Here is a 24,838-nt window from a genome sequence, read left to right on the forward strand (position 1 = left end):
GCGCCCGCCGCGCCGGCCCTGCAGTGCGCAGTCCTTCTTGTTGGCTGTGCCCAGCAGCGCAGTGGCTAACGCACTGGCAAGGCCATCGCATCGCCTTCCACACAGGCCACCAGACGCTCACCTTCGAGCAGTGTCGGCACCACGCCCGCGGTGAAATGCGAGAACGCCGGCAGGATGGTGACGCGTTCGCGCAACCAGAACGCCGGCCAACGTCGCGAAAGGCCCGGCAGTGCCGCCAATGGATGCAGATGCCCGCACAGCACGTGGCCGGTGGGATGTGGCAACGGGTCGTGGCGCAGTACGAACGGCCCGTCTTCGACCTGTTCGCCGGCCGCTTCGATCTGCAGATCGGCACCGGCCACGGCGCGGTCGTGGTTGCCGCGGATGGCAATCACGCGCAGGTCGGCATGCTGCTCGCGCCACGCGCTCCAACGGCGATGCCAGGCTGCGCGCGGCGCAGGACCATGCAACAGGTCGCCGAGTATCCACAGTGCCTCGACCTGGCGCTGCGCAAGCAGTGCATCGAGGCGCTCAAGATCGTGCGCGGTGCCGCCTGCGGGCAGGCCGATACCGGCGCGTCGGAACACATCTGCCTTGCCCAGATGCAGATCGGCGATCAGCAAGGCGCGCTGCGCGGGTCGATACAACGCACGTTCGCCGAGCAGTTCCACCGTTTCGCCGGCCAACTGCAGCTGCACGCTATCGCCCATGCTTGCGCTCCAGTTGCTCGGCGGCGCGCAACACACGCGCCTTCCAGTCCTCGGTACTCAATTGACCACGCATGCGTTCGGCCCACAGCGGGAACGACAACGGGGTGAGGCTGCGTGGCGTGCACAGGCGCAGGTCGCGTCGTGCGCAATCCTCCAATGCATGCGCCAGGCGTGCCAGTTCGAGTTGGCCTTCAAAGACTTCGCGCTCGGCCTGGGCCAGCAACAGATGCTCCGGATCGAAACGCTGCAACACGTCGTAGAGCAAGCCGCTGGAGGCCTGCAACTGGCGCAGGCTACGCGGCGCGCGGCCGGGCAATGACGGCGACAGCAGCCCGGCCACGCGCGCGATTTCGCGGAACTGCCGGCGTGCCAGCTCGCCCAGGTTGAGACTGTCGCGCAGATCGTCCAACAACCCGGCCGGCGACAGCAAGGCGCGTAGCACGTCGGCGTCGATCTCCACATCCTGCGCGGGCGAGAGCACAAAGCCGTAGTCGTTGGCAGCGAAGCTGAAGGTATTGCGCTGACGTCGTCCCCAGCGCGCGGCCAGCAGCGCGGCCAGCCCTTCGTTGACCTGCCGTCCAGCGAATGGATACACAAACACGTGCCGGCCATCACGCGCCTTGATGCTTTCCACCAGCAGATGATCCGGGCCGGGCAGCGACGAGAGCGATGCCTGCAAGTGCAGCAACGGCGCCAGCGCCTGCATTTCAGGCGCATCGCCGGGCGCGGCGAACAGCGCTTCCACTTCGCGGCCCAATGCCGACGACAACGGCATGCGCCCGCCCATCCATTTGGGCACCACACCGCTGCCGCCCTTGGCCACGCGCACGTAGGCGGTCATGTCTTCCAGACGCACCAGTTCCAGCAAACGCCCGGCAAATTGAAAGCGATCGCCGCGGCGCAGGCGGCCGACGAATTGTTCTTCCACCGCACCGAGTCGGCCGCCGCGCAGGAACTGCACGCGCACGCTGCCATCGCTGGTGATGGTGCCGATGGACAAACGATGGCGCAGCGCAACGCGGCGGTCGGTGACGCGATACACGCCGTTCTCGTCGCGCACCACCTTGTGGAAATCCGGGTAATGCGCCAATGCGCTGCCGCCTTGCACGATGAAGTCGAGCACCGCGTTCCAGGTGGGTGTGTCCAGCGCAGCGAAGGCATCGGTGCCGCGCACTTCCTCGAACAACGCAGCGGCATCGAAGCCGCCGCCCAGGGCGAGGGTGACGCAGTGCTGAGCCAGCACATCCAGCGACAAACGCGGTGGCGGCCGCGCTTCGATATGGCCGTGCGCGATCGCGCGACGTGCCGCGGCGTATTCGACCAGCTCCAAGGCGTGCGAGGGCACGCACACCACATGCCCGGATTCGCCAGGGCGGTGCCGCGCACGGCCGGCGCGTTGCAGCAGGCGCGCGATGCCCTTGGGGCTGCCGACTTGCAGCACCTGATCCACCGCCGGGAAATCCACGCCCAGATCCAGACTGGAGGTGGCGACCACGCAACGCAGGCTGCCATCGCGTAGCCCCTGTTCGGCGGCGGCGCGCAGACTGGGGTCCAGCGAGCCATGATGCAGCGCAAGCGTGGCGAGATCGTCCGGCCATACCGCGCTCAACGCCTGGTGCCACAACTCGGCCTGTGCGCGCGTGTTGGTGAAGACCAGGCTGGTGCGCTGCTGCATGACTTTTTGCAGCACGCGCGCCAACTGCGCCAGACCCAGATGGCCGGCCCACGGAAAGCGTTCGCCGCTGTCGGGTAACAGCGTTTCCAGCGTCATGGCGCGCGGTTTGACTCCCGACACCAGCGCCGCATCGGGGCGATGCGGCAGCAGCACATCGCGTGCCTGCGCCAGATTGCCCAGCGTGGCCGACAGGCCCCAGATGCGCAGCGCAGGCGCCCAGCCGCGCAGGCGTGCCAGACACAGCTGCAGCAGCACACCGCGCTTGTTGCCGAGCAGTTCGTGCCACTCGTCGACGATCACGCAGCGCAGCGCGGATAGCTGCGGTGCGGTGTCCGGATACGACAGCAACAAGGCCAGCGATTCGGGGGTGGTGACCAGCACATCGAGCTTGCCGCTGCGTGCCAGCCGCTTGTCGCGCGCGCTGGCATCGCCGGTGCGCAAACCCACCTGCCAATCCAGTCCCAGCGCGTCCACCGGTTCGCGCAGTGCGCGTGCGGTGTCGGCGGCCAGCGCACGCAAGGGCGTGATCCACAGCACCTGCAAGTTGCGTTGTTGCTGTCGGCGTGCGGCAGCGGCAGGCTTGGCGGATGTGACCGGCAGCGTGCGGCCACGCGCGGCCAGGGCATCCAGTAATGGGCCGCCGAATGCTGCCAGCGTCTTGCCGCTCCCGGTCGGCGTATGCAGCAAGCCGGATTCGCCAGCGAGATAGCGCTTCCATACATCGCGTTGAAACGGCAACGGCGCCCAGCCGCGCTGTGCGAACCAGTCGCGCCACTGCTGCAATGGCGTACCGCGTGCCTGCTGCGTCGCCGTCACCGCGCCAATGCCTGCAGAGTGCTCAGGTGATCGGCCTCGGCAAACGGCTTGTCGTGCCGCCAGCGCAGGATGCGCGGAAACCGCACCGCAATGCCGGATTTGTGCCGCGCGCTACGGTTGACCGCTTCAAAGCCCAGCTCGAACACATGCTGCGGGCTGACCGCGCGCACCGGACCGAAACGTTCGGTGGTGTTGGCGCGAATCCAGCGGTCCAGTTGCAAAATCTCCTTGTCGTCCAGCCCCGAATACGCCTTGGCGATCGGTACCAGTTGCCCCTCATGCCACAGCCCGAAGGTGTAGTCGGTATACAGCGTGCTGCGGCGGCCATGGCCGGCCTGCGCATACAGCAGCACCGCATCGATGGTGAGCGGGTCGATTTTCCATTTCCACCAATCGCCCCGTCGGCGGCCGGCCTGATACACCGAGTTGGCGCGCTTGAGCATCAGCCCTTCCACGCCGCGTTCGCGTGCTTGTACGCGCAGCTGTGCGGCGGCGTGCCAATCGCCGGCTTGCACCCGTGGCGAGGCGTCGATGCGCGGATCGTCGAGCGCGGTGAGCACTCCCTCCAGCAGCGCACGCCGCTCGTGCAAGGGGCGCTCGCGCAGATCCACGCCGTCCAGTTCGAGCAGGTCGTAGGCCACCACGCGGGCAGGCGCGGCCGCCAATGTCTTGGGGCCGGGCTTGAGCCGCTGGATGCGTGTTTGCAAGGCGGTGAACGGCATCGGCACCGGTTGCTCGGGTTGCCAGGCCAGCAGCTCCCCGTCGATGACGGTGCCGTCGGGCAGCTGCAGCGCGGCGTGTTCGATTTCCGGGAAACGGCCATCCAGGCGTTCTTCGCCGCGCGACCACAGCGCTGCTTCGCCGGCGCGTCGAATCAACTGCAGGCGGATGCCGTCCCATTTCCATTCCAGCAGCCAGTCGTCGATGGCGCCCAGTGTGTCGACCTCGGCTTCGAGCGGGGAGGCGAGAAAGAACGGGTAGGGCTGCTGACGATCGCCCGGCAGTTCTTCGCTGGTCAGCAGATCGGCAAGATAGGTCGGATGCGGTCGCCAATTGCCGAGCATGCGCTGGGCGATGCGTGCGATGTCCACGCCCGATAGTTCGGCCAGTGCTTGTTGCACCAGCCGCTGCGAAACGCCCACGCGCAATGCGCCGGTCAACAGTTTGTTGAACACCAGCCGCTCATCGAAGGCCAGGCTGCGCCAGGCCTGCACGATGCATGCCTTGCGCAGTGCAACGTCCTGGTTGGCGACCGGCAGCAAGCGCTGTTCGATCCATTCTGCCAGCGGCAGATCGGCCGCTTCGGTGATCGGGTCGTCCAGCAACAACGCCAGCGTTTCGGCCAGATCGCCGACATGGTCGTAGCTGTCGGCGACCAACCAATCGGCAATGCCGGCGGTGTCGGTGATCCACTCGCGCAGCTCGCCGCTGCTGGCGATGCGCATGCGTGCGCCGGCGATCTTGCCGCCGGCCAGCAGATACAGCGCCCAGGCCGCGTCCAGCGCTGGCGCTTGGCGAAAATACGCCACCAGCGCAGCGCGCTTGTCGAGCGTGCCGGTGCTGCGGTCGAGGGTGCGGTACAACGCGGCAAAACGCTTCACGGCCGCACCTGGGGCGTTGTGTCGGGAGTTGCAGCGTGCAGCTCCGGCGCACGGCGCGTACATGCGCCTGACATGCGCACACGGCGCAGCAGGCGGAGTGGGCCGATTGACGCAGCCGGAGCCCAGCGATGCGCGCGACACGCCAGTGCATGCCGGCCAAACGCCAGTGCGCCACTCAAGCGCAGACGCGCATGCGCGCGTGCATCACTGCAGGTGGGGAGCGGGTTCATTCTTCGGCTCCAAAATCGGTGCGGAAGGCTTCCGCCGCAACGCCGCGCTCGCGCAGGTGCTGGATCAACGCATCGGTATTGCCATGGGTGGCGATCACCCGGCGCGCACCGGTGTCTTCGATGGTGCGCAGCAGATCCGGCCAGTCGGCATGATCGGACACTACAAAGCCGCGGTCATAATTGCGCCGACGCCGATTGCCGCGAATGCGCATCCAGCCCGATGCGAATCCCTGTTGCGCATGCCGGAAGCGGCGGATCCAGGGGCTGCCCGCCGCCGACGGCGGCGCCAGCACCAGTTGGCCGGTATAGTCGGCGCCGCGCGCATGCTCGCTCACCGGTTGGGTGTCCAGCATCGCGATGCCGGCCTGGCGATACACCTCCACCCCGGCCGCAATCGCACCGTGCAACAGCGCAGGCTGGGTGTCCCAGGCGCGCAATTCGGCCAGCACACGCTGCGCCTTGCCTAAGGCGTAGCAATACAAGATGGCAGCCTCGCCGCGTTCGGCGCATTCGCGCCGCCAGGCGACGATATCGGCCGCTACTTCGGATGTCTCCGGCCAGCGATACACCGGCAGCCCAAAGGTCGCTTCGGTGATGAAGGTGTCGCACGGCACCACTTCGAACGGCGTGCAGGTGGGGTCGTGCTGGCGCTTGTAATCGCCGGATGCCACCCAGACCTCGCCATCCACTTCGATACGCACCTGCGCCGAGCCCAGTACATGTCCGGCCGGATGCAGCGACACGCGCGCGCGTCCCAACGTAAACGCTTCGCCATCGGCATGCGTGTGATAGACCTGCTCGCCCAGCCGCCATTGCAGGATCGGCAGGCTGTCGCGAGTGCAGTGGTATTCGCCCATGCCGCCACGTGCGTGATCGCCGTGGCCATGCGTGATCACCGCACGCGGCACCGGCCGCCAGGGGTCGATATGAAAGTCGCCCTGCGGGCAATACAGCCCCTCGGGGCCAAGCACCACCAGATCGCCGCGTGTGTTCGTGTCGTTGCCGTTGCGCATGCCCGCAACTCTGGCCAAGCCGGTGTGCAGATCCTGAGAATGGGAATGGCGCGTATCGGCGCGACCATGCGGGCGCAGCGGATGCGCCGAGTCACCATGTAGCGCGCGTACGCTCCGGTGCTGAGCGCGCCGTCTACACTCGCCTGACGATTGCTCGCTAGGTGGTGTTAGCCGCTCCAAGCTTTGGAGTGCTATGCCGATAGTCGGCCTGCGTCGGCGGGCAGCGGCAAAGCGATACGCGGTTTTGCGATGGACGCCGTTGTGCTCAACGTCACTGCTGTTGCGAAAGCTGCACCGCCACTGCGCCAGTCTGATTCCACAGCGGCGATGCCGCATCCAGCGCGCTAATGCCGCGTTCGCCGCCCCGATCCACGCACCGCGCTAGCTTCCACCGCCAGGGTGAATCCGCGTTCTTCGCCGCCGTGCATCGCGCCCACATCGACCACGTGGCGGCGGATCTCCTCACCCTTGCCGTTACGCACCACAACGACCACGGTGTATTCCCATGGATCGCCATCGGCGGGATGACGGATGGTGCCGTCGACCTTCAACGGCACGATCGGCGCCGGCTGCGCGTGTTGCGCAGCCGCCGAGTCGAAGCGCAGATGATGCTTGCAGGCAGGGCAAATGATGGCGCTTTCCAGAATCGTCGCCTTGCAATGCGGGCAGCTGCGCGTGGCTCCGGGCGTGCCCGGGCGGGGTGCACTCATGTGGCGTCGCTGTCTCCGCTCACCACCGGCTTGGGCGTGGCGGTCGGTTTGCCGGTGTCCTCGCCCCAGCCGAAGTCGGCCTGGCCGCGCATGCGGGCGCCCGACGCCACGGTGAGGCTGCCGGCCTTGACGTCGCCGACCAGCACGCCGGAGGTCTGCAGCTCCACCTGCGCCGCCGATTCGATATTGCCTTCCAGCTCGCCGGCGATGATGACCTTGTTGGCGCGCACGCCGCCATTGAGCTTGGCGCCGCGTTCGATGGTCAGATCGCCCTTGACGTTGACATCGCCCTTGAAGCGGCCGGCCAGGCGTACGTGGCCGGCGCCTTCGATCTTGCCTTCGATGCTGATGTCGGCGGCGATCAGCGATTCCTTGGCCTCGCTCTGGCGTTGCGGCGGCGCGGCGGTGGGGACGACGCTGGGCGTGGCGGCTGCGGCCGGCACCGGCGGGGCAGGGCTGGCGTCGGCGTTGAACAGCCGCCCATCGGCGGCAGGAGCATCCGGCGCTGCGGGAACGCCGTCTTTCTTGTTGGGACCTTGATCGCGCCACATCGACATCGGATTGCCTCGCTTCGGGGGTCAAGGCCGACTATCGCTGCGTCAATCGATCTTTTGTGTGACAGAGCGCGCAATCCGACATCGACGCCGTGCCTGCTCACGCCTCCGTGTCAGTCCCGCGCGGCTGTGCGGCACCATGACGCTCGACCCGGTTGCGCCCGCGATGCTTGGCTGCGTACAGCGCTGCGTCGGCTTTCTGGATCAGACCTGCGCCAAGTTCGCCATCGACCGGAAAGCTGGCCACGCCGATCGAGGCGGTCACGCGCGGCAACGCACGCTGGCCATCGCTGACCGCCAGCGCCGCGATATGGCCGCGGATCTGCTCGGCCACGCGCATGGCTTCCTCGCTATCGGCCTCGGGCAGGATCACGGTGAATTCTTCGCCGCCATAGCGGCAGGCCACGTCTTCGGCACGCAACCGGGTCAGCAATAGCTCGCCGACCGCTGCCAGCAGCAGATCGCCGCCGGCATGCCCCTGGCTATCGTTGAATTGCTTGAAGTGGTCCACGTCCAGCATCAGCACCGACAACGGCAGGCCGCGCCGCGCGCAACGCGCCAGTTCGTGACTCAGCGATTCTTCCAGATAGCGGCGGTTGTACAGCCCGGTCAGCGCGTCGCGGATCGATTGGCGGCGCAGCGACTCGCGCAGGCGCAGATTGCTCAACGCCAGCGACAACTGCTCGGCGGCCGCCTCGGCGATTTCCAGGCGCGGCATCGGCCCCGGACCGGGCGACGACAAGAACAGAAAGCCGAGCTGCGTGCCCTGCGCCGACATCGGCAGGCATGCGGTGGTGATCGGTGTCTGGGTGTCCGGCACGTCGATATGCGCGCACAGCGCATCGCGCGCGAGGTCCTCAATGATGTGCGGCTGGCCGCGGCGTAATGCCCAGCATTCTTCCGGCAAGAGATGCGGCGCGCTCTGCACCAGTGGTTCGCCCCAGTGGCTGATCGCCTCGGCGCGATCCTGCGAGGCGCGCAGCAGGTACACGCTTCCGGCAATGCCCGGCAGCAGGCTGGCCAGGGTGCGGCTGGTCACCACCAATGCTTCTTCGGCACTGATACAGCTTTGCAGCAGGCCGGTGTAGCGGCTGAGCAGATTGAGATCGGCGGTACTGCGCTGCAATGCACCGACGCTATCGCCCAGCTCGCGATTGGCATTTGCGGCACGGCGTTCGGCCTGCGCGCGATGCCGCAGCTCGCGCATCAGCAGCGCGTAGACACCACCAACCACCAGCAGCCCGAACGGAATGCCGGCCAGGGCCAGCGTCAGCAACAAGGTGGCGCTTTGCCGGCTGCTTTCCGCGCGCTGTGCCAGCAGCTCCTGCTCGCGTTGCACCATCGTCAGCGCCTGCTCGCGGATGGCACTGGTGGTGCGGAACGCGCTCTGCCGGATGCCGGCGCGTGCCGGTTCCAGGCCGCCCTGTGCATAGACATCCAGCGTGTGCTGGATTTGCCGCAGCCGCGTCTCCACCAGGGTTTGCAGTTGATCCAGATGCTGCTCTTGCGCAGGGTTGTCGACAATCAGCCTGCGCAGATTGGCCAGCAAAATCGGCAGGCGCTCCACGCTGGTCTGGTAGTCCAGCAAGTAGGCTTCGTTGCCGGTGAGCAGAAAGCCACGTTGCGCCGATTCGGCATCCAGCAAGCGCGCCTGGATCTCGTCGACCCGCCCGATCACTTCATGCGTATGCGAGACCAACGCCGCATCGGCCAGCGAGCGGCGCGCACCGACAAAGATGCCGATGCCGATGACGATAAAGATCAGCGCAGAGAAGGCCAGCGCCAGCTGATTGCGGCGCCGCGATGTAAAAGAGGTGGGCATGCCGAATGCTAGCCTGCCAAGCTCGACAACACGAGATCAATCTCGACGCAAGACGTGTGCATCGGCACGAAATTGTCTGCGAGTAGACGCAGCAGTGTGAGCGGTTCATAGCAGCTGACACAGCTTGCAGGCTGCAGTCGGCTGGCTGGGGCTGCGCTGGCACTCGTGTGCATGAGGAAACGCTAATTCTTGCGGCAGGCTGCGCCCACCTGTCGGTGAGCGCAGCGCGGTTTTCGGTGTGCTTAGTGCTGCGGATGCTCGGCGTCGTGCTTGTCGGCGTTCTGCTCGGCCTTATTGGCCATCTCGCGAGTCTTGTCGGCGGTGGCGTCGGCAGCGTTTGCGGTCGCGCGGCTGGCGTCTGCAGCCAGGTCGCGTGCGGCCACGCGCGCATCGGCGGTGGCGGCCTTGGCCTGTACCGCCGCGCGGTCGGCGGCCTGCTCGGTGGCAGCGGCAGCGTGTTTGGCAGCGGACGCGGCATCGCGACGCGCTTGCTCGGCATCAGGGCCCTGGCAGGCGGCGAGAGTGAGTGCAGCGATGGCACTCAACGACAGCATGCGGATCGTCTTCATGGGTAGTCCTGTTCCTGTTCCGGTGTTGGAACGCGGAGCTTATGCAGGGGCCGATGCAGTCCGCGTCAATACGCGTTTGCGCATTCAGCTCACGGGCAGCATACGGACTACAGTGGCCAACGGGGCCGCCGTGCCACTTGCAAATCGGCGGTCGCACCCGCCGTGCAGGCAAAGAAAAAGCCGCTGGAAACCAGCGGCTTTTTCCGAACTCGCTTGGAGCTAAGAAGTGATTACTTCTTGGCTTCTTCGGCGGTGTCCTTAGCAGCTTCGGCGGTGTTTTCAGCCGTCTTGGCAGCGTCAGCAGCCTGGTCGGCAGCAGCGTCGGTCGCGGCGCCGGAAGCAGCCTGGGCAGCGTCAGCAGCGGTGTCGGCCGAAGCAGCGGCGGTGTTGGCAGCAGCCTGAGCGGCGTCAGCCGACTGCGAGCCCGAGGCAGCAGCCTGGTCAGCAGCGGTCTGAGCGTCGGTTGCAGCTTCGTTAGCCGAAGCAGCAGCGTCCTGAGCCTGTTCCGGCTTCGAGCAAGCGGTCAGGGCCAGGCCCAGAGCCATTGCGATCAGCAGCTTGTTGATGGTCATTGTTTCAATCCTCGTCGATTAGATTAGGCAACGCGCTATTGCGCGCCCCAGACATGATGACGGCCCGAAGACGAGTGTCAAGCGCGCGCCCATTCAGCTTTGCAAAATCGCTGTTAATGGCAATTAAATCAATTCGATAGCAATGGCGGTCGCTTCGCCGCCGCCGATGCACAGCGTTGCGATTCCGCGCTTGCCGCCGCGCGTGCGCAACGCATTCACCAATGTCACTACCAGCCTTGCGCCAGACGCGCCGATCGGATGACCCAACGCGCAGGCACCGCCATGCACGTTGACCTTGGCATGCGCGATGCCCAGTTCCTTGATCGGTGTCATCGCCACGACGGCGAAGGCTTCGTTGATTTCGAACAGGTCGACCGCGTCCAGCGTCCAGCCGATCTTGTCGACCAGCGACTGGATCGCCGCCACCGGCGCGGTGGTGAACCATTCCGGGTCCTGCGAATGGGTGACGTGGCCGACGATGCGCGCCAGCGGCGTCACGCCACGGCGCTGCGCATCGTCGGCGCTCATGAGCACCGTGATTGCCGCACCGTCGGAAATGCTCGACGAACTGGCCGCCGTCACGGTGCCGTCTTTCTTGAAGGCCGGCTTCAGGGTCGGGATCTTGGCAACGTCGGATTTACCCGGCTGCTCATCGCTGTCGACAACAACCTCGCCCTTGCGCGTGGCCACGGTCACCGGAACGATTTCATCGGCGAACGCGCCACTGCGCTGCGCGGCCTGTGCGCGCTCGACCGAGGCGATGGCGAAGGCATCCTGATCGGCGCGGCTGAAACCGAACTTTTCTGCGGTGGCTTCGCCGAACACGCCCATCGCCTGACCATCGTAAGGATTGGTCAAGCCATCCCATGCCATGTGATCCACCGCCTGGAAATTGCCATAGCGATTGCCGGTGCGCGAGTTCGGCAGCAGGTGCGGGGCATTGCTCATCGACTCCATGCCGCCAGCCACCACGATGCTGGCCGAACCGGCCTTGATCAAATCGTGTCCGAACATGATCGCCTTCATGCCCGAGCCGCACACCTTGTTGATGGTGGTGGCGCCGGTGGATGTCGGGATGCCTGCAGCGATGGCCGCCTGACGCGCCGGGGCCTGGCCGAGGTTGGCCGGCAACACGCAGCCAACGATGACCTCGGACACGTCGGCCGGTGCGATTCCCGATTGCGCCAGCGCGCCTTCGATGGCGGCAGCGGCGAGCGTCGGCGCCGGCACCCCGTTGAATTGACCGAGAAACGAGCCGATGGCAGTGCGTTTGGCAGCAACGATGACGATGTCGGACATAAGGGGATACCGTTTAAAGTGAAACGATTATCTGCCTCATGGCCGATTCGCGCCAGCAAGCTGATGTGCGGCTGCAGACCCGAAGCGATGCCGTATATGATGAGACTAGGGCCCGGGATGGGGCCCAATCCATGGAATGGGTTCGGGGAGAACACTTGAATGAAGAAGAGAAACGTCGCCAGGACTGTCCTGGCCTCGGCGCTGGCTGTGGCGTTGACCGCGTGTGGTGGAGGCGGTGGTGGAGGCGGTATTCGTCCGACCACGCCGACTGCACCGCCACCGACCTCGCCACCACCTCCGCCGCCGCCCACCTCACCGCCGCCGCCTCCACCGCCGGTCACTGCACCGCAACCGGCAATCGACGCACATCTGGCGTTGACCAATGCACGTGCAGCGCAGGCGCTGGGGTTCACCGGCGCGGGCTATCGCATCGGCATCATCGATAGCGGTATCAATACCAATCATCCGGCCCTGCAGGGGCGGGTGAGCGACAGCTTCCTCTATGTCGACCCGCGCACCAGCAATGTCGCAGTGGGCGATGTGCTCGGGCATGGTACGGCTGTCGCCGAACTGGCGGCCGGGCGTGCGGTGGGGCAATGGCCGGGCGGCATTGCGCCGGGTGCAGGCCTGGTGTCTGCGCGGATCATCAGCGACCGCGCGCCGGTAGACGATGGCACTGGCCAAGGCAATGAAGTCGACGGGCCGCTCGGTCTGGGCCCAGTGCATGCCGATCTGATCAGCGCCGGCGTGCGCATCATGAATAACTCATGGGGCGGCCTGTATTGGAACGACCCGACGGTCACCAATCAGATCGCGCAGGAATATCGATCCTTCATTATCGGTAACGATGGGTTGGTGGTATTTGCCTCGGGCAATGAGTCGCTGGCGCAACCGTCCGATACTGCGGCGCTTCCCAGTCAGTTGGGTCCGAACGGTACGCTTCCAGCTGCAGACTTGGAGCGTGGCTGGCTAGTGGTTGGCGCGCTGGATACCGCCAATCCCACGCAGCTGGCGTCGTACTCCAATGCATGCGGCGTGGCAATGCGTTATTGCCTGGTGGCACCGGGCACGGCGCTGTTTATCGATCCCGATGCAACCGCCAGCAACATCGGCTATTTCTATGGCAGCGGTACGTCCTACGCTGCGCCGCTGGTCTCGGGTGCGGCGGCATTGGTGTGGCAGGCGTTTCCGTATTTCAACAACGACCTGGTGCGTCAGACGTTGCTGGGAACAGCCACCGATCTGGGCGCGCCTGGCGTCGATCCGACGTTCGGTTACGGCCTGCTCAACGTGGGCAAGGCGGTGCTGGGGCCTGCGCGGTTCGATTGGGGGACGGTGGATGTCGAGGTCACGACCTTGCGTTCGACCTGGGCCAACGACATCACTGGCAGCGGCGGATTAACCAAGCGCGGATCCGGCACGCTGATCCTCAGCAGTAGCAACAATACGTTTGCCGGCGATACCCAGGTGCTGGATGGCACGTTGCAAACGGCCAGTCTGCAGAGCGCGCGGGTAGACGTCCTCAATGGTGCAACGTTGATCGGAGCAGGACGCATTGCCGGCACGGTCTCCAATCGCGGGAGTACGCTGCAGGTCGGTGGCGCGGTTTTGGCAATCGGAGGTAACTACACTCAAGATGACTTCGGACGCTTGGCATTAAATGTGGGCGACCGCTTGAACGTGAGCGGTACAGCGACGATCGACGGCGACCTGCAGTTGCTCGGGCGGCGGGATTATGTGGTCAACAACACCACCTATCCTGTGCTGCAAGCAACCAACGGTCTGCAGGGAACGTTTGCCAGTCTCAGCAACGGGCCTGCAGTCACCTTTCTCAATGCCACGTTGAGCTACGACGCCAATAACGCGTACGTGTCGCTGCAGCGCATGGATGTCACGGCCGTCGCCGCATCGCTGGGCGCAATCGGCACGGCATCGATGGAGTCGGCAATTCGCGTCGAACAGGCGTTCCAAAAGGTGGACGCGCAGCAGCTGCAGGGCAACGGTGGCATCAGTGGCGACTTCATTCGTGCCGCGGCGGCGTTGCAGCAATCACCCGATGCCAAGACCGCAGCGGATTCACTGCGCAGTCTGTCCGGACGTGCGCATGCGGCGTCTGCGGCGATGACCTTCGACACCATCGATCTGGGCCGGCGCGCTTTGGCCGCGCATTTCGATGGTCTGTCGCAACAGCCGCGCCTGCTGGGCACCTGGCAGCGCGCACTGGGCGGGCCAGGCGAGGGTGGGGTGACCACTGCAGGATTCGCTACCTCCGGCTGGATGATGGGCAACGATCTGCGCTTGGCATCTGGTGCAGTCACCGGCTTTGCTTTCGGCGAAACGCGTTCCAACAGCCTGGGCGATCTGGATGGCGCACGCGGCCGCGATCGGCAGGTGCAGGCGCAGTTGTACTGGGGCACCACGTTGGGGTCGGCGTATACGCTGGGCCAGCTGGGCTTCGGTAACGTCAACCGGCAGATCGAGCGCACTCTGCAATTGGGCGAAGACCGCAGCAGTGCCTTCAGCGATTACAGCGGCAGCTATCTCAGCGGCAACCTGGAAACCGGGTATCGCTGGGGCCATGCAGCTGCGTCGCTGACGCCGTACATGGGCCTGGATTACGTGCGTCTGCGTAGCGAAGGGTTCCGCGAAAGCGGTGGCGATGGTTTCGGTCTGCGTGCCGATGCAAGCACGTCCTCGCGCACGCAACTGCTGGCCGGCATGCGTTCGGCCTATCGCTGGCGCAGCCTGCAGTTGGGCGGTTATGCCGAATGGCAGCAGGCGTTGAGCAGTCAGGGATTGATGCTGGATGCCAGCTTCATCGGTGTGGAGGCATGGGCACCGCTGCGCGGCATGCAGCCGGCGCGCTCGGGCGGCGTGTTCGGCATTGCGGCCTCGGCGCCGTTGGGCCAGCAGAGCCAGCTACGCTTCGGCTACGACCAGCGGGTGGGCGAGCGCGGCGACGACCGTGCGGTGAGCCTGAAGTACAGCGCCGATTTCTGATCGGTGTGCATGACGCCCGGGCGCAAAGCCCGGGCGTCGTGTGTGCGGCCGCGGTTGCGTCATCGCACGTGTCGTTAAATGCGGCCCGCCTGTTGGCGTGCTTATTCGCCGCGCAATTTATGCAAAAAACGCGGTGCAGTGCGGCCCAGCGGCAGTTTGAGTTTGCTGATGGCCTCGATGCGCGTTTCGGCAATTTGATCGGCTGCCTGCTGCGGCGACACGTTCAACTGCGTGGACAGGTCGAAGACCTTTTCCAGATTGTGATAAATGCTGCGGATCAGGCGCATGGCGCGTTCGCGGTTGTAGCCGTCGATCTCCAGCGACACATTCATCACCCCGCCGGCATTCACCACGTAATCGGGCGCATACAGAATGCCGCGCTTGTGCAGCTCGTCACCGATCGCAGCGCTGGCGAGCTGATTGTTGGCGGTGCCGCAGATGATCTTGGCCTTGAGCTGCGGCAAGGTGTTTTCGTTGATCGCACCTTCCAGCGCGCACGGTGCGAACACGTCGGCCGGCACCTGATGGATTTCGTCCGGGCGCACGGCTTCGGCGCCGTACTCGGCCACTGCGCGATCCACCAGCGCCTGATTCAGATCGGCCACATAGAGCTTTGCGCCGCGTTCCTTCAGCAATTTCACCAGTTCCATGCCGATATGGCCCAGGCCCTGGATCGCGATGCTCGCCTTGCCCACCTCTTCGTGGCCGAGCTTGCGATTGAGCGAGGCCATCAGCGCCTGCAACGCACCGTAGGCGGTGAAGGGCGCCGGGTCGCCGGAGCCGCGATGCACCTGATGCACGCCGGTGACGTACTCGCTCTCCAGGTAGATCTGTTCCATGTCGTTGACGTCGGTGCCGACATCTTCGGAGGTGATGTAGCGCCCGCCCAAGGTGTCGACAAAACGGCCGAATGCGCGGAACAGCACCTCGCTCTTGTCGGTTTTGGGGTCGCCGATGATCACCGCTTTGCCGCCGCCGACATTCAGCCCCGCCAACGCGTTCTTGTAGGTCATGGTGCGGCTGAGCCGCAGCGCATCCGTAAGCGCCGCTTCGCTATCGGGGTAGGGGCGCATGCGCACGCCGCCCAGGGCCGGCCCGAGCCGCGTGCTATGTAGGGCGATGATGGCTTTGAGGCCGGCGTCGCGGTTGTGGCAGAAGATCACCTGCTCGTGACCGGTGGTATCGAGGGTTTCGAAAAGCATCGAAGGCTCCGCGGGGCTGCGTGATGTGCCTCCCCTGACGCCGGGATGCACCCGTGCAATGGGGAAACAAAAAAACGACGTCTGCAGACCCTGTCCGATCACGTCGCGCTGCAACATTTTAAACCACGTCAGTGGGGCGCAGTGTATGAACCTGTTCACCAATCCCGATAGCGTCGCTGCCGGAACCACAGCGTCGCCAGCCACTTGTTCCCGGCCGCGACCGGCAGGCCGGCATGCAGCGAATCAGGATCGGGCCGGCCATCGGCGTGCAGGTTGTCGAAACACACCACAGACCCTGCGCAGGGCGGCACGCAGACACCTGCGAGCGGGAAATCGGTCTGGCCACCTGCCTCGACCGCATTGAGATACACACAGACCGTGCGCAGGCGATTACCTGCAGCGGGACGATCAGCAGCAATTCTGCTGGCCGGCAGGTAGTCGCGATGCGCGCGATAGTGCTCCCCTGGTGCGTAGCACAGCACCGACAATGGCTCGGCATGCGTCAGCGGTAGCCGCGCACAAGCCGCCAGCCTCGCCTGCGCAGCGCGGGCGGCGAAGTCTTCCAGAATCGGGTCCAGCGTCGCGCCGCGGCTGGTGCGGATCGGCGTGCGCTGGCTGCTTGCATCATTCGGATCGACCACCTGGGAGGCGCGCAGATGTGGGCGTGCCAGCAGGATCAATAGCCGGCACTCGTCGGCGGACAGCACGGCGGAGTGGCTTTCGATCGTTGGACACTGGTGGAGCCGCGTCGGCGCGCTGCGTGAGGTGAAGTGCATGTGCTCGCGCGCGCTGCCATCGACCGGATCGGGAGGCGCGATCTGGACTTCGGGGAGGGCCGTGACTCCCAGCGGCTGCAGTTGCCGCAGCAGGTGCTCGGCTGCGTCGGGCTGGGCGACAATGCCTTCGCCGCGCAGCAGGCGCTCGGCGAGCAGCACCGCAGCTGGCACGTCGCCAGCCGATGCAGCCTGCTCCAGCAGGCGCACACAGTGTTGTTGCTGATGCGGGTGATCGATTCGACCGTATTGAATGGCTAGCGCGCGCAGCGCCGGCGGGTAGTGTGCGTCTGCTGCAGCGTGCAACCGCGCATGCGCTTGTGTTCCCAACTGCCCAGGGTCCTCGCCCATAGCCAGCGTCGCCAGCAGATACGACGCTGCAGCCACGCCGTTGTGTTCGGCGTGTTGCCAGTGCGCGATGGCCTGAGCCACATCCACTGGACCGCCGATGCCGTAGGCCAGCATGCGGCCGGCTTCGATCTGGGCGGTGGCATCGCCTGCGGTTGCGCCACGGGTGTACCAGAGGAGAGCTTGCTCTGTCTCACCGGCGCGCACCAGCGCCTGCGCCAACGCATTGATGGCCGCGGGCTGTCGGCCTTGTGCGGCGAGGGTGAGTTGCGCGAGGGACGAGGCGTGCATGGCTGCATCCTAATCGGTGACCCCGCACAACGCGATCAGCTGTCTGCTGCGAGTGCCAGGTGGGTCAGATACAGGCGCAGGTCGAATTCGAGCTGGTGGTAGTCCGGGGTCATGTGGTTGCACAGTTGATAGAAGGCCTTGTTGTGATCGGCCTCTTTCAAGTGCGCCAGCTCGTGGGCGACGATCATCTGCAGGAAGGGCTCCGGTGCATCGCGAAACACCGAGGCAATCCGGATTTCGCGACTGGCCTTGAGCCGGCCGCCGTGCACGCGCGAGATGGCCGTGTGCGTGCCCAGCGCATGCTTCACCACCTGCAGGTGGTTGTCGTAGATCGCCTTGTGCAAGGTGGGCGAGGAGCGCATGTAACGCTCCTTCATCGCCTTGACGTAATCGTACAGATGGCGATCGGTGCGAATGCTGTGCCGCTCCGGATAGCGCCGCGCCAGGACCGCGGCGAGCTTGTCCTGTGCGATCAGCTCGCGCACCTGATCCAGGACGGCGGGCGGGTAACCGGTGAGATAGCGAAGAGTGTCCATGGCGATCGACTGCTGCAAGAGCTGCATGATCGCCGATGCTGGCGAATCTGTCTTATCCGAGAAGAACGGGCGCGCTGCAGAGCGTTCGGATGGTTCCCGACGATTGCGGTCAATGACATCAGTTTCATGCAGGCAAGCGCGATCAGCTCGCCTGCTGCGTGGTCGCTATCGACTCGATCAGTCTTGAAAACAGCATCGATCGAGAGTTGCCTGGTGACGTCGACGAAGCGTCAACGTGCAGTGTCTTTGCAGAGAACCTGCGCGCCGTTAGCGCTGAACGCCGCCTGCGTGTGGCGGCGTGTGTCAGGTGTATTCACGAATGCGGCACATGTGGATGGGTAGCGTGCAGCGCATGTTTTGCGGCGATGTGTCGCAAGCACACGATCGAACAACGGCAGCGTGCCGGATTAGGAGACAACAACATGATCAAGTGGGCCATTATCTTCGCCATCATCGGACTGATTGCCGGTGCGCTCGGATTCGGCGGGATGGCAGGCGCTGCGATGGGAATTGCCAAGTTCCTGTTCTGGGCCGGCATCATCATCGCCATCGTGCTGTTTGTGCTGGGCATGACGATCGCCAAGAAGGTGACCTGACGCGCAGTGTGCAGCTGGACAGTGTTGCGCTGTCAGCTGCACTGCTGCAAAAAAGAGCGGCCATTGGCCGCTCTTTTTCTATCAGCGCGTTGTACAGCGCGATCGCTGAAGGCGATCTCGACCGTAAGCATCGAGCGGGCCTGAGTCAGACGCCGGTATCGTCAGCGGTTGTATGCAGGGCGATATTGAGCTGGTCGATGGTCACGATCCAGTCGGCATCGTCGAGACGTTCTTCACGCAGCAACTGCGCTTGTGCGGGCGTCCAGAACGGGGCTTCTTCCAGGCGCATATCGCCAGGCAAGGGCGAATGTTCGGCGACGAAGGTGCGAATGCTTGCCTCATCGGATGCCAAGCCAAGTTGGGCGAACAATTCGGAGAACGGGTGGACAGGGTGTTCCATTGCAAATCCCTCGTGGGTGCGGATGACTGAATGTTAGAGCACCCAGTTTGAGGGCACTGTGCACGGCCGGCTTGGATTTGCCTGCGCCAATGACCATCTATCCAGCCTGACCAGATAAGGGTGAGACGATCATGGCGACCGGATGGGCGGGTGATGGGGCAGTGCAGGACCAGATCGATGCCACCGTCGAAGACGCGATCAAGCGTGCGCGCAGTCAGCTGCACCAGGGGCCGAGCCTGACCCATTGCGAAGCCTGCGATGCGCCGATTCCCGAAGCGCGACGCAAGGCCGTGCCTGGCGTGCAGTTGTGCGTGAACTGTCAGGAGGCGCATGACCTGGAACAGGGCGCGCAAGGCGGATTCAACCGTCGCGGCAGCAAAGACAGCCAACTGCGTTGAGTGCGTTGGTGAGCTCGCGAACGGCGGGTGTCTTGTTGACCTCAAACATGCGTTGCCGAGAGCACATTGTTCCGGCAGCGGTGCGGACGTTCGGGAGCTTTGCGGTCGGCAAGAGCGGTGGCCGCATGTCCTCAACGCCACTGCGTGCTCAGTTCGCGTTGAAACCGCTGCTTTCGCGCCACCGGCGCGTGGTGCGCTGGAAAAACAGGCTGTTGGGAACCTGCAGCACGCTGCCCGCATGGTCGCCGGTTTCTTCCAATGTCGTGTAGATCACATTGATATCGATCACGCGTCCCTTCAGGCCGGGCTTGTCGCCACCTTCGAGCAGCTCGATGTGATCGTGCAGGCGGAACGGACGTGTGGTGATGATCAGGAAGGTGCAGAAGATATTGGACAGCACGCTCCATGCGGCGAAAAACGCCACCGCGCCAACCGCAGCAAAGCCGGTGAATGCCGTCCACAGCGTTTCGCTAGAGACACCGGCAACATGCAAGACCATCAGCAACGCGCTGGTCGAAATGATGAAACTGCCAACGCGGCGAATACCGATCATCATCTCGGCGGGCACGTTGTAGCGCGTGCATACGCGCCGCAGCAGTTGCCGCAATAACAGGCGTAGCAAGCCCGCCAAGGCAAGTATCAGCACGATCTTGATCATTGGCACTGCGACTGCCAGCCACTCCGGGTTCCAGTGAGGCAACAGGCTACGGATCATGGCGGGCAAGGGGTCGGACGCGGACATCAGATCAGACAAAAGCGGGGTGGACCGCCATTGTAACGGCGCAACCTGCACGCGACAGGTGCAGGGGATGAACGTTCGCGCGTCTGGGTCGTCCGGCTGCAGCAGGTGCTGTCACTACACCGCTTGCTCGCGCTGTGTTTTAAGGGGAGTGAGGTGGATGCGGACTGGCGAAACCGACGGTATTCCTGCGACGCAGCGCTGCTCAAGGCCGCGGCGACGCCAGACGCGCCGAACCAAGTGCCTGGCATTACAGCGCCGTACAACGCTTGCCGAGCGGCTCTATAGATGCGCTGGTGATCGGACCTTGAGGCAGTCGCGTCTTGCCGATGGCGGAGGCGCGCTGGCTGGGAGCCAACTCGTCTTCGCTGTATCCGATCGCTGCCATTCAGTGCCGATATGCACGTCATGCGCGACCAAGACCGCCAAGCGCCGCCAGGTCTGCGCGATCGCGTGGACCGGTGCCCACTGATCCGGTCTACTGGCACCGATGCAGGAGTCCTGCTCCAAGGTGGCATGCAGTAGGCAGACGTCGATCCGGGCAGGCGTCATCCTGAGCTGCACTGCGTCCAGTCGCTGCACTTGGGGGCAGTGGGGCGTGCACAAGGCCAGAGCCAGCCCAAGCAGGTGTGGCATGACGATCTCCAACGTAAACCAGGTGCTACGCCGCAGTAGCGTCGGCGGGCGGCGATGCGGCGCGGGAGTGCGCCATTGCAGACTTGGATGCGGCGGCCGGCCGAAAGGTTTAGAGCCGCGAACATGCGTACTGCGCTTACCGGCAGGCGGTCGTGGCTGGGAATCGACAGGGACTACCCGTACGCCGGGTTCTGAGTGCGTTGCCCGGGCTCACCTGACGACTGCTCGCTACGCTTTATCGGCCGCTCTCGCAGTGGTGATCGGCTGCTGCGCTGAGGATTAGCGAGCACTGCAGCGATTGCAGTGGTGAGACGGCTGTTCGCCACGGATCCAGCCATGCGGCACCGCCAGCACACCAGCCAGGGCTCGCGCCGTTCTGCGGGCTTCCAAAAAAGTTTGCGCGGGTTTAAACCATTGCGCTGTTCGGTGCATCCAACTGGCTATGCTCGACACCTCCGTGCCCATCGATGCCCTGCCGTGTGCCACCCCCGCCGACCGCGACGATGCGGCGTTGGCGCGTGCGGCTGCGGCTGGCGAACGCGCTGCGTATGAGGCGATTTATCGTCGCCATTCGCCGCGGTTGTATGCGCTGGTCTGGCGTTTGTGCGGCGGCAATGCCGCGCGCGCCGACGACGTATTGCAGGACACCTTCATCGCCGCGTGGAAGGCATTGCCGCAGTTTCGCTTCCAGAGTGCCTTGGCCACCTGGTTGCATCGGCTTGCCGTCAATACCGCGTTGATGGAGCTGCGCGCGCGTGCGGCGTTTGGCGATCAGGCCAGTGACGACACCGATGCGATGCTTACGGCAGTTCCCGACGCAGCGGGTTGTCACTCGATCCGGATGGATCTGGAGCGCGCCTTGGAAACGTTGCCGCCGCGCGCCAGGGCGGTGCTGGTGCTGCACGATATCGAAGGCTGGAAACACCAGGAAATTGCCGATCAATTGCAGATGGCGGTCGGCAGTTCGAAGGCACAACTGCATCGCGCGCGCGGTCTGCTGCGCGCGCGGCTTGGAGAACACGCATGACCCCCGACCACCCCGACCACCCTGATCGCATCGAAGCCGAGTCCCGGGCCGAAGACGCTGCGCTGGTTGCGCGCTTGCAGGCATTGCCGCAGCAGCGCTTGCCGCCTGCGCAGCTGTGGGAGCGCATCGCGCCAGCGCTGGTGCCGCATGCCACTGTGGTGGCACGTGGGCCCGGTCGTCGTCGCTGGGCGCTGCCGGTGCTTGGCGTTGCGTTGGCAGCGGTCGTGGCTTTGGTCGCTGTCGTGCCCGGCATCAGGCAGCACACATCGCCGCCGCGTGCTGCGCAGCCGGCGCTCGTGGCGCAGGCGCAGGCGATGGCCGGGCAATACCAGCAGGCCATCGCCCAGGTTCCGCTGCAGCAGGTGCCGGCCGATCTGCGGCCTGCGCTGGACGAGCTGGATCAAAGCGCGCGGGCCATCCACGCGGCCATCGCGCAGAGCCCGCAGTCTGCCTTTTTGTTGTCGCAACTGCAGCGCACCTACGCCAAACGGCTGCAATTGACCCGTCTTGCCTCTCAGGGCGAGACATCCTTCCCAAGTTGAGGAGCATGTTCATGCGCTACGCACATCTTTCCCTGTTGCTGTTGCTGTTGGCTGCGGTTTGCGCTGCGCCGGCGGCGGCCCAAACTGCGGTCAATCAGAGTCATCCGTTGGCACGTGGCGGGCGCGTGGAGCTGGAAAACATCGCCGGTCAGATCCGTGTGCGTGGGTGGGACCGCGACGAGGTGGCGCTGACCGGCACCTTGGGCGAGGGCCAGCGGCTGGAGGTCGATGCGAGTTCGAACCGTCTGCAATTGGAGGTGATCTATCCGCATACCAGCCGCAGTAGCAAGGGGGCGCAGCTGGAGTTGCGCGTGCCGCGCGGCGCCATGCTGCAGGTGGCTGCGGTCAGCGCCTCGGTGGACGTGGACCAGGTCGATCTTGCGCAGCTGCGGCTCAAATCCGTCAGTGGCGACGTAGTGGCACGCGGCCGCGCCAAGGAAGCCCAGCTGGAGACGGTCAGCGGGACGTTGCGCAGCACGGTGAGCAGCGGGCGGGTGACGCTGGGCACGGTCAGTGGGCAAATCGACGCGCAAGCCGGTGCCAGCGGCGTGGTGTCGGCCGAGTCCGTTTCCGGTGATATCCGGATCGGCGCGGGACAGGTCTCCCAGTTGCGTTCGCAAAGCGTGTCTGGCTCGGCCTCGGTCACAGTAGCCGGGCTGGCGCCGGGTGGCAGCATCTCTGCAGAGAGTGTCAGCGGCACGATCACGCTGGGCGTACCGCGCAACGTCTCGGCGGCGCTGAATGTGGAGGTCTTCAGTGGCGACATCCACTCGGTGGCCGGGCGGGTGGAGCGGCCTGAGTACGGCCCTGGCAAGAGCCTGCGCGCGACGCTGGGGGCCGGTAACGGCGATATCAAACTGGAGTCGCACTCGGGTTCGGTGCGTATCGACTACAGCAACTGACGCCGAAAACAGACGTGCCACCTTGCGGTGGCACGTCGGTAACACTTCAAGGCAACCCTTGGCGGCAACTGTCGCAAGCGCGCGCTGCGATGCGGGCGCAAGTGACAGCGTGCTCGCTACTTAAGCGATCTTGTCGCCGTCGTTGCGGGCGGGGCCGAAGTTGGTGGTGAGCACTTCGATCCGGCCGCCGGTCTTGCGGAACGCGGCGATGTCGGCAGCGATGCGCTCACGACTGAGCGGCTGCGACTTGCCTTCGCTGCGAGCGATGCTGGGCTGGGATTTCTGCTTGGTCGCGGGACGTGCCATGTGGCCTCCTGTAGCGGGGAAGTGCAATGACACCGCGTGCGGCGAGGGTGGTGCGCGCGAAAGCGGTGTCGAGAAGTGCGATCGCGTTCGGTGCGCAATCGCGGCGGCACGACGGGCGTGCCTTGCAGGCGAGACGGCTGAGCGTCAGGCAGCAACCGCGCATTATAGGCGCTGAGCGCCGATTTGTGTTAACCGTCCGACGGGCGGGCGCCCTGAGCCGCCGCCCAAGCCAGGCCCTGCACCACGCCGAACGAGGGATCGCCATGCACCATGCGCGATTCCGGAAAGGCCGCCGCCACGGTGTCGCGGATATAGCCGGCGCGCGACATGCCGCCCGTCAGGAACAGGGTGGCCGGCGCTGCGGCCATGTCGGCTCGCACCTGCGCAAGCAAACCTTCCAGCTCGCGCAGATAGCTGGAAGCGGACGCCACCAGTGCGCTGGCCTGCACGTCCACGCCCAGCCCGCGTTCGATGAATTCCAGCGATGCCTGGTGCTGGTCGAGCTCGCTGAGCGCGATCTTGCAGGCTTCCACGCCGCGATACAGGCGCGCGGTATTGCCGGTGTCCTGCAATGCCTGCAGGCGCTTGTCGAACGGGGCAGGCACGTCCTGGTATTTGTGCAGGCGGAATTCGCGTTGACGGGTCATGTCCTGCACCATCGCCGCTTCCACATAGTGGTGCGCCGGCACGCGGGTGATGCCGCGGCCGAACAGCGGCATGTAGGCGGCGAGACTGAGCGCCAGATCGATATCGGTACCGCCGCGCGGAATGCCCCAGGCGCGGTGCACCTGCGGCGGGGCACTGCCGCCGACGCTGGCATGCGCGATGTCGGTGGTGCCGCCGCCGATGTCCACCACCACCGTGTCGTGCCGGGTGTCGTGGCTGACGTGATAGTGCATCGCGGCCGCTGCGGGTTCTTCGAGAAACTCCACACTGTCGAAACCGGCGGCGATGGCGGCGGTCTGCAAAATCTCCAGCGCCTGTGCATTGCCGGCTTCGCCGATCGAACTGCGAAATTGCACCGGACGGCCGAGTACGGCGTTGCGGATGTTGAGATCGAACTGGCGCGAGGCGGTGAGACGGATATGTTCCAGCACGTGCGTGGCGATGCCGGTGATGGTCTGACGCGCGCGCGGGTGCAGGTTGTAGCCCAGCATCGACTTGGGGCTTTGCACCAGATTGCCTTCGCCTTCGAGGAAGTAGGCATCCAGCGCATCGTCGCCGTACACCGCGTTCTGCAGCAGCGCCGCCGAGCTGCGCGGCTCGCGCACCTGCTCTTCCATCCATTGCCGGCGCACGATGCGCAACGCCTCGCGGCGCAGGCTGTCCTGATTTGGGGTACGGCCGGCGGCAGTCGCATCGCGGCGGGCGGAGTCGATCAAGCGCTCCATCTCGTATTCCAGCGCGGGCGTGAGGCTGAAATTCTCCGGATCGCGCATGGTGTCGGGGAAATACACCGTGGTGCGGAACTGCAAGGCCTCACCGAAGCGCACCGGTTGCACCTGCCCGTCGACGATCGCCGCGGCGGCGGAGTTGCTAGTACCGAAGTCGATGCCGAGTTTCATGCAGAG

The 24,838-nt window shown here is 65.2% G+C and carries 24 protein-coding genes and 1 other RNA gene; 7 read left to right on the forward strand and 18 right to left on the reverse strand.

All coding sequences use genetic code 11. From position 1 onward, the window contains the following. Nucleotides 1-65: 65 nt before the first annotated feature. Genes pdeM through ABQU90_RS03210 form a run of 5 tightly spaced genes read right to left on the reverse strand, consistent with a single transcriptional unit; the run spans nucleotide 66 to nucleotide 6,045 of the window. Entirely contained in the window at nucleotides 66-710 is a 645-nt protein-coding gene (gene pdeM, locus ABQU90_RS03190) for a ligase-associated DNA damage response endonuclease PdeM (RefSeq protein WP_323521937.1), read from the reverse strand. After that, nucleotides 700-3,201: a ligase-associated DNA damage response DEXH box helicase gene (locus ABQU90_RS03195; RefSeq protein ID WP_323521938.1), complete on the reverse strand. Its 2,502-nt coding sequence runs from the start codon at nucleotides 3,199-3,201 to the stop codon at nucleotides 700-702. The genes pdeM and ABQU90_RS03195 overlap by 11 nt, the downstream gene beginning before the upstream one ends. Beyond that, nucleotides 3,198-4,802 (reverse strand): ATP-dependent DNA ligase, encoded by a 1,605-nt coding sequence (locus ABQU90_RS03200; RefSeq protein WP_323521940.1) that lies wholly within the window; start codon nucleotides 4,800-4,802, stop codon nucleotides 3,198-3,200. The genes ABQU90_RS03195 and ABQU90_RS03200 overlap by 4 nt, the downstream gene beginning before the upstream one ends. Next, complete coding sequence (locus ABQU90_RS03205) at nucleotides 4,799-5,032, reverse strand: hypothetical protein (RefSeq protein WP_323521942.1); 234 nt, start codon at nucleotides 5,030-5,032, stop codon at nucleotides 4,799-4,801. The genes ABQU90_RS03200 and ABQU90_RS03205 overlap by 4 nt, the downstream gene beginning before the upstream one ends. Continuing rightward, the gene (locus tag ABQU90_RS03210; RefSeq protein WP_323521944.1) at nucleotides 5,029-6,045 is read right to left on the reverse strand and encodes a ligase-associated DNA damage response exonuclease; all 1,017 of its coding nucleotides are present in this window, start codon (nucleotides 6,043-6,045) and stop codon (nucleotides 5,029-5,031) included. Before ABQU90_RS03210 ends, ABQU90_RS03205 begins: the two co-directional genes overlap by 4 nt. Nucleotides 6,046-6,141: 96 nt before the next feature. On the opposite strand from ABQU90_RS03210, the gene ABQU90_RS03215 reads away from it, so the two are divergent. Beyond that, nucleotides 6,142-6,218: non-coding RNA, sX9 sRNA (locus ABQU90_RS03215), on the forward strand. Between the two features lie 171 nt (nucleotides 6,219-6,389). Here ABQU90_RS03215 and ABQU90_RS03220 read toward each other — a convergent pair. From ABQU90_RS03220 to ABQU90_RS03245, 6 genes are all read right to left on the reverse strand, one after another. Next, entirely contained in the window at nucleotides 6,390-6,755 is a 366-nt protein-coding gene (locus ABQU90_RS03220) for a hypothetical protein (RefSeq protein ID WP_055845308.1), read from the reverse strand. Beyond that, nucleotides 6,752-7,312 (reverse strand): bactofilin family protein, encoded by a 561-nt coding sequence (locus ABQU90_RS03225; RefSeq protein ID WP_323521946.1) that lies wholly within the window; start codon nucleotides 7,310-7,312, stop codon nucleotides 6,752-6,754. The genes ABQU90_RS03220 and ABQU90_RS03225 overlap by 4 nt, the downstream gene beginning before the upstream one ends. 97 nt (nucleotides 7,313-7,409) lie before the next feature. Further along, nucleotides 7,410-9,131 (reverse strand): diguanylate cyclase, encoded by a 1,722-nt coding sequence (locus ABQU90_RS03230; RefSeq protein WP_323521948.1) that lies wholly within the window; start codon nucleotides 9,129-9,131, stop codon nucleotides 7,410-7,412. A 242-nt stretch (nucleotides 9,132-9,373) separates the two neighbouring features. Beyond that, entirely contained in the window at nucleotides 9,374-9,700 is a 327-nt protein-coding gene (locus ABQU90_RS03235; RefSeq protein WP_039406588.1) for an XAC1346 family secretion chaperone, read from the reverse strand. 230 nt (nucleotides 9,701-9,930) lie between these two features. After that, nucleotides 9,931-10,272 carry a hypothetical protein gene (locus ABQU90_RS03240; RefSeq protein ID WP_104614059.1) on the reverse strand — a complete coding sequence of 114 codons (342 nt, stop codon included), beginning with the start codon at nucleotides 10,270-10,272 and terminating at the stop codon, nucleotides 9,931-9,933. 123 nt (nucleotides 10,273-10,395) lie between these two features. Next, nucleotides 10,396-11,571 (reverse strand): thiolase family protein, encoded by a 1,176-nt coding sequence (locus tag ABQU90_RS03245; protein WP_323521950.1) that lies wholly within the window; start codon nucleotides 11,569-11,571, stop codon nucleotides 10,396-10,398. 159 nt (nucleotides 11,572-11,730) lie between these two features. Between ABQU90_RS03245 and ABQU90_RS03250 the strand changes: the two genes are divergently transcribed. Continuing rightward, nucleotides 11,731-14,571 (forward strand): S8 family serine peptidase, encoded by a 2,841-nt coding sequence (locus tag ABQU90_RS03250; protein WP_323521952.1) that lies wholly within the window; start codon nucleotides 11,731-11,733, stop codon nucleotides 14,569-14,571. 101 nt (nucleotides 14,572-14,672) lie between these two features. Here ABQU90_RS03250 and ABQU90_RS03255 read toward each other — a convergent pair whose 3' ends face one another. The 3 genes from ABQU90_RS03255 to ABQU90_RS03265 form a co-directional block, all read right to left on the reverse strand. Next, nucleotides 14,673-15,773 carry a Glu/Leu/Phe/Val dehydrogenase dimerization domain-containing protein gene (locus ABQU90_RS03255; RefSeq protein ID WP_055845291.1) on the reverse strand — a complete coding sequence of 367 codons (1,101 nt, stop codon included), beginning with the start codon at nucleotides 15,771-15,773 and terminating at the stop codon, nucleotides 14,673-14,675. A gap of 155 nt (nucleotides 15,774-15,928) precedes the next feature. Continuing rightward, nucleotides 15,929-17,185, reverse strand: a complete 1,257-nt coding sequence (locus ABQU90_RS03260; RefSeq protein WP_323521954.1) for a 2OG-Fe(II) oxygenase — start codon at nucleotides 17,183-17,185, stop codon at nucleotides 15,929-15,931. 35 nt (nucleotides 17,186-17,220) lie between these two features. Further along, the gene (locus ABQU90_RS03265; RefSeq protein WP_055845286.1) at nucleotides 17,221-17,748 is read right to left on the reverse strand and encodes a M48 family metallopeptidase; all 528 of its coding nucleotides are present in this window, start codon (nucleotides 17,746-17,748) and stop codon (nucleotides 17,221-17,223) included. Nucleotides 17,749-18,143: 395 nt separating this feature from the next. Between ABQU90_RS03265 and ABQU90_RS03270 the strand changes: the two genes are divergently transcribed. Beyond that, complete coding sequence (locus tag ABQU90_RS03270) at nucleotides 18,144-18,317, forward strand: DUF1328 domain-containing protein (protein ID WP_003489471.1); 174 nt, start codon at nucleotides 18,144-18,146, stop codon at nucleotides 18,315-18,317. A 145-nt stretch (nucleotides 18,318-18,462) separates the two neighbouring features. Here ABQU90_RS03270 and ABQU90_RS03275 read toward each other — a convergent pair whose 3' ends face one another. Next, nucleotides 18,463-18,717, reverse strand: a complete 255-nt coding sequence (locus tag ABQU90_RS03275; protein WP_115561666.1) for a DUF2789 domain-containing protein — start codon at nucleotides 18,715-18,717, stop codon at nucleotides 18,463-18,465. A 131-nt stretch (nucleotides 18,718-18,848) separates the two neighbouring features. Here ABQU90_RS03275 and ABQU90_RS03280 point away from each other — a divergent pair, with 131 nt between their 5' ends. Beyond that, nucleotides 18,849-19,115 carry a DksA/TraR family C4-type zinc finger protein gene (locus tag ABQU90_RS03280; RefSeq protein ID WP_055845280.1) on the forward strand — a complete coding sequence of 89 codons (267 nt, stop codon included), beginning with the start codon at nucleotides 18,849-18,851 and terminating at the stop codon, nucleotides 19,113-19,115. Between the two features lie 148 nt (nucleotides 19,116-19,263). Here ABQU90_RS03280 and ABQU90_RS03285 read toward each other — a convergent pair whose 3' ends face one another. Continuing rightward, complete coding sequence (locus ABQU90_RS03285; protein WP_115527397.1) at nucleotides 19,264-19,857, reverse strand: mechanosensitive ion channel domain-containing protein; 594 nt, start codon at nucleotides 19,855-19,857, stop codon at nucleotides 19,264-19,266. 1,075 nt (nucleotides 19,858-20,932) lie between these two features. Between ABQU90_RS03285 and ABQU90_RS03290 the strand changes: the two genes are divergently transcribed. Genes ABQU90_RS03290 through ABQU90_RS03300 form a run of 3 tightly spaced genes read left to right on the forward strand, consistent with a single transcriptional unit; the run spans nucleotide 20,933 to nucleotide 22,961 of the window. Beyond that, nucleotides 20,933-21,517 (forward strand): RNA polymerase sigma factor, encoded by a 585-nt coding sequence (locus ABQU90_RS03290; protein WP_323521958.1) that lies wholly within the window; start codon nucleotides 20,933-20,935, stop codon nucleotides 21,515-21,517. After that, the gene (locus ABQU90_RS03295) at nucleotides 21,514-22,059 is read left to right on the forward strand and encodes a hypothetical protein (RefSeq protein ID WP_323521960.1); all 546 of its coding nucleotides are present in this window, start codon (nucleotides 21,514-21,516) and stop codon (nucleotides 22,057-22,059) included. Before ABQU90_RS03290 ends, ABQU90_RS03295 begins: the two co-directional genes overlap by 4 nt. Nucleotides 22,060-22,070: 11 nt before the next feature. After that, a complete protein-coding gene (locus ABQU90_RS03300) occupies nucleotides 22,071-22,961 on the forward strand; it encodes a DUF4097 family beta strand repeat-containing protein (protein ID WP_323521962.1) in 891 nt (296 codons plus the stop codon). 120 nt (nucleotides 22,962-23,081) lie between these two features. Here ABQU90_RS03300 and ABQU90_RS03305 read toward each other — a convergent pair whose 3' ends face one another. After that, nucleotides 23,082-23,267, reverse strand: coding sequence for a hypothetical protein (locus ABQU90_RS03305; RefSeq protein WP_010366034.1), 186 nt, complete (start codon nucleotides 23,265-23,267; stop codon nucleotides 23,082-23,084). Between the two features lie 188 nt (nucleotides 23,268-23,455). Next, a complete protein-coding gene (locus tag ABQU90_RS03310; RefSeq protein ID WP_115561669.1) occupies nucleotides 23,456-24,832 on the reverse strand; it encodes an Hsp70 family protein in 1,377 nt (458 codons plus the stop codon). Between the last annotated feature and the right edge of the window lie 6 nt (nucleotides 24,833-24,838).

The sequence above is a fragment of the Xanthomonas sp. WHRI 10207 genome, assembly GCF_040202975.1.
In the GTDB taxonomy this organism is placed as follows: Bacteria; Pseudomonadota; Gammaproteobacteria; order Xanthomonadales; family Xanthomonadaceae; genus Xanthomonas.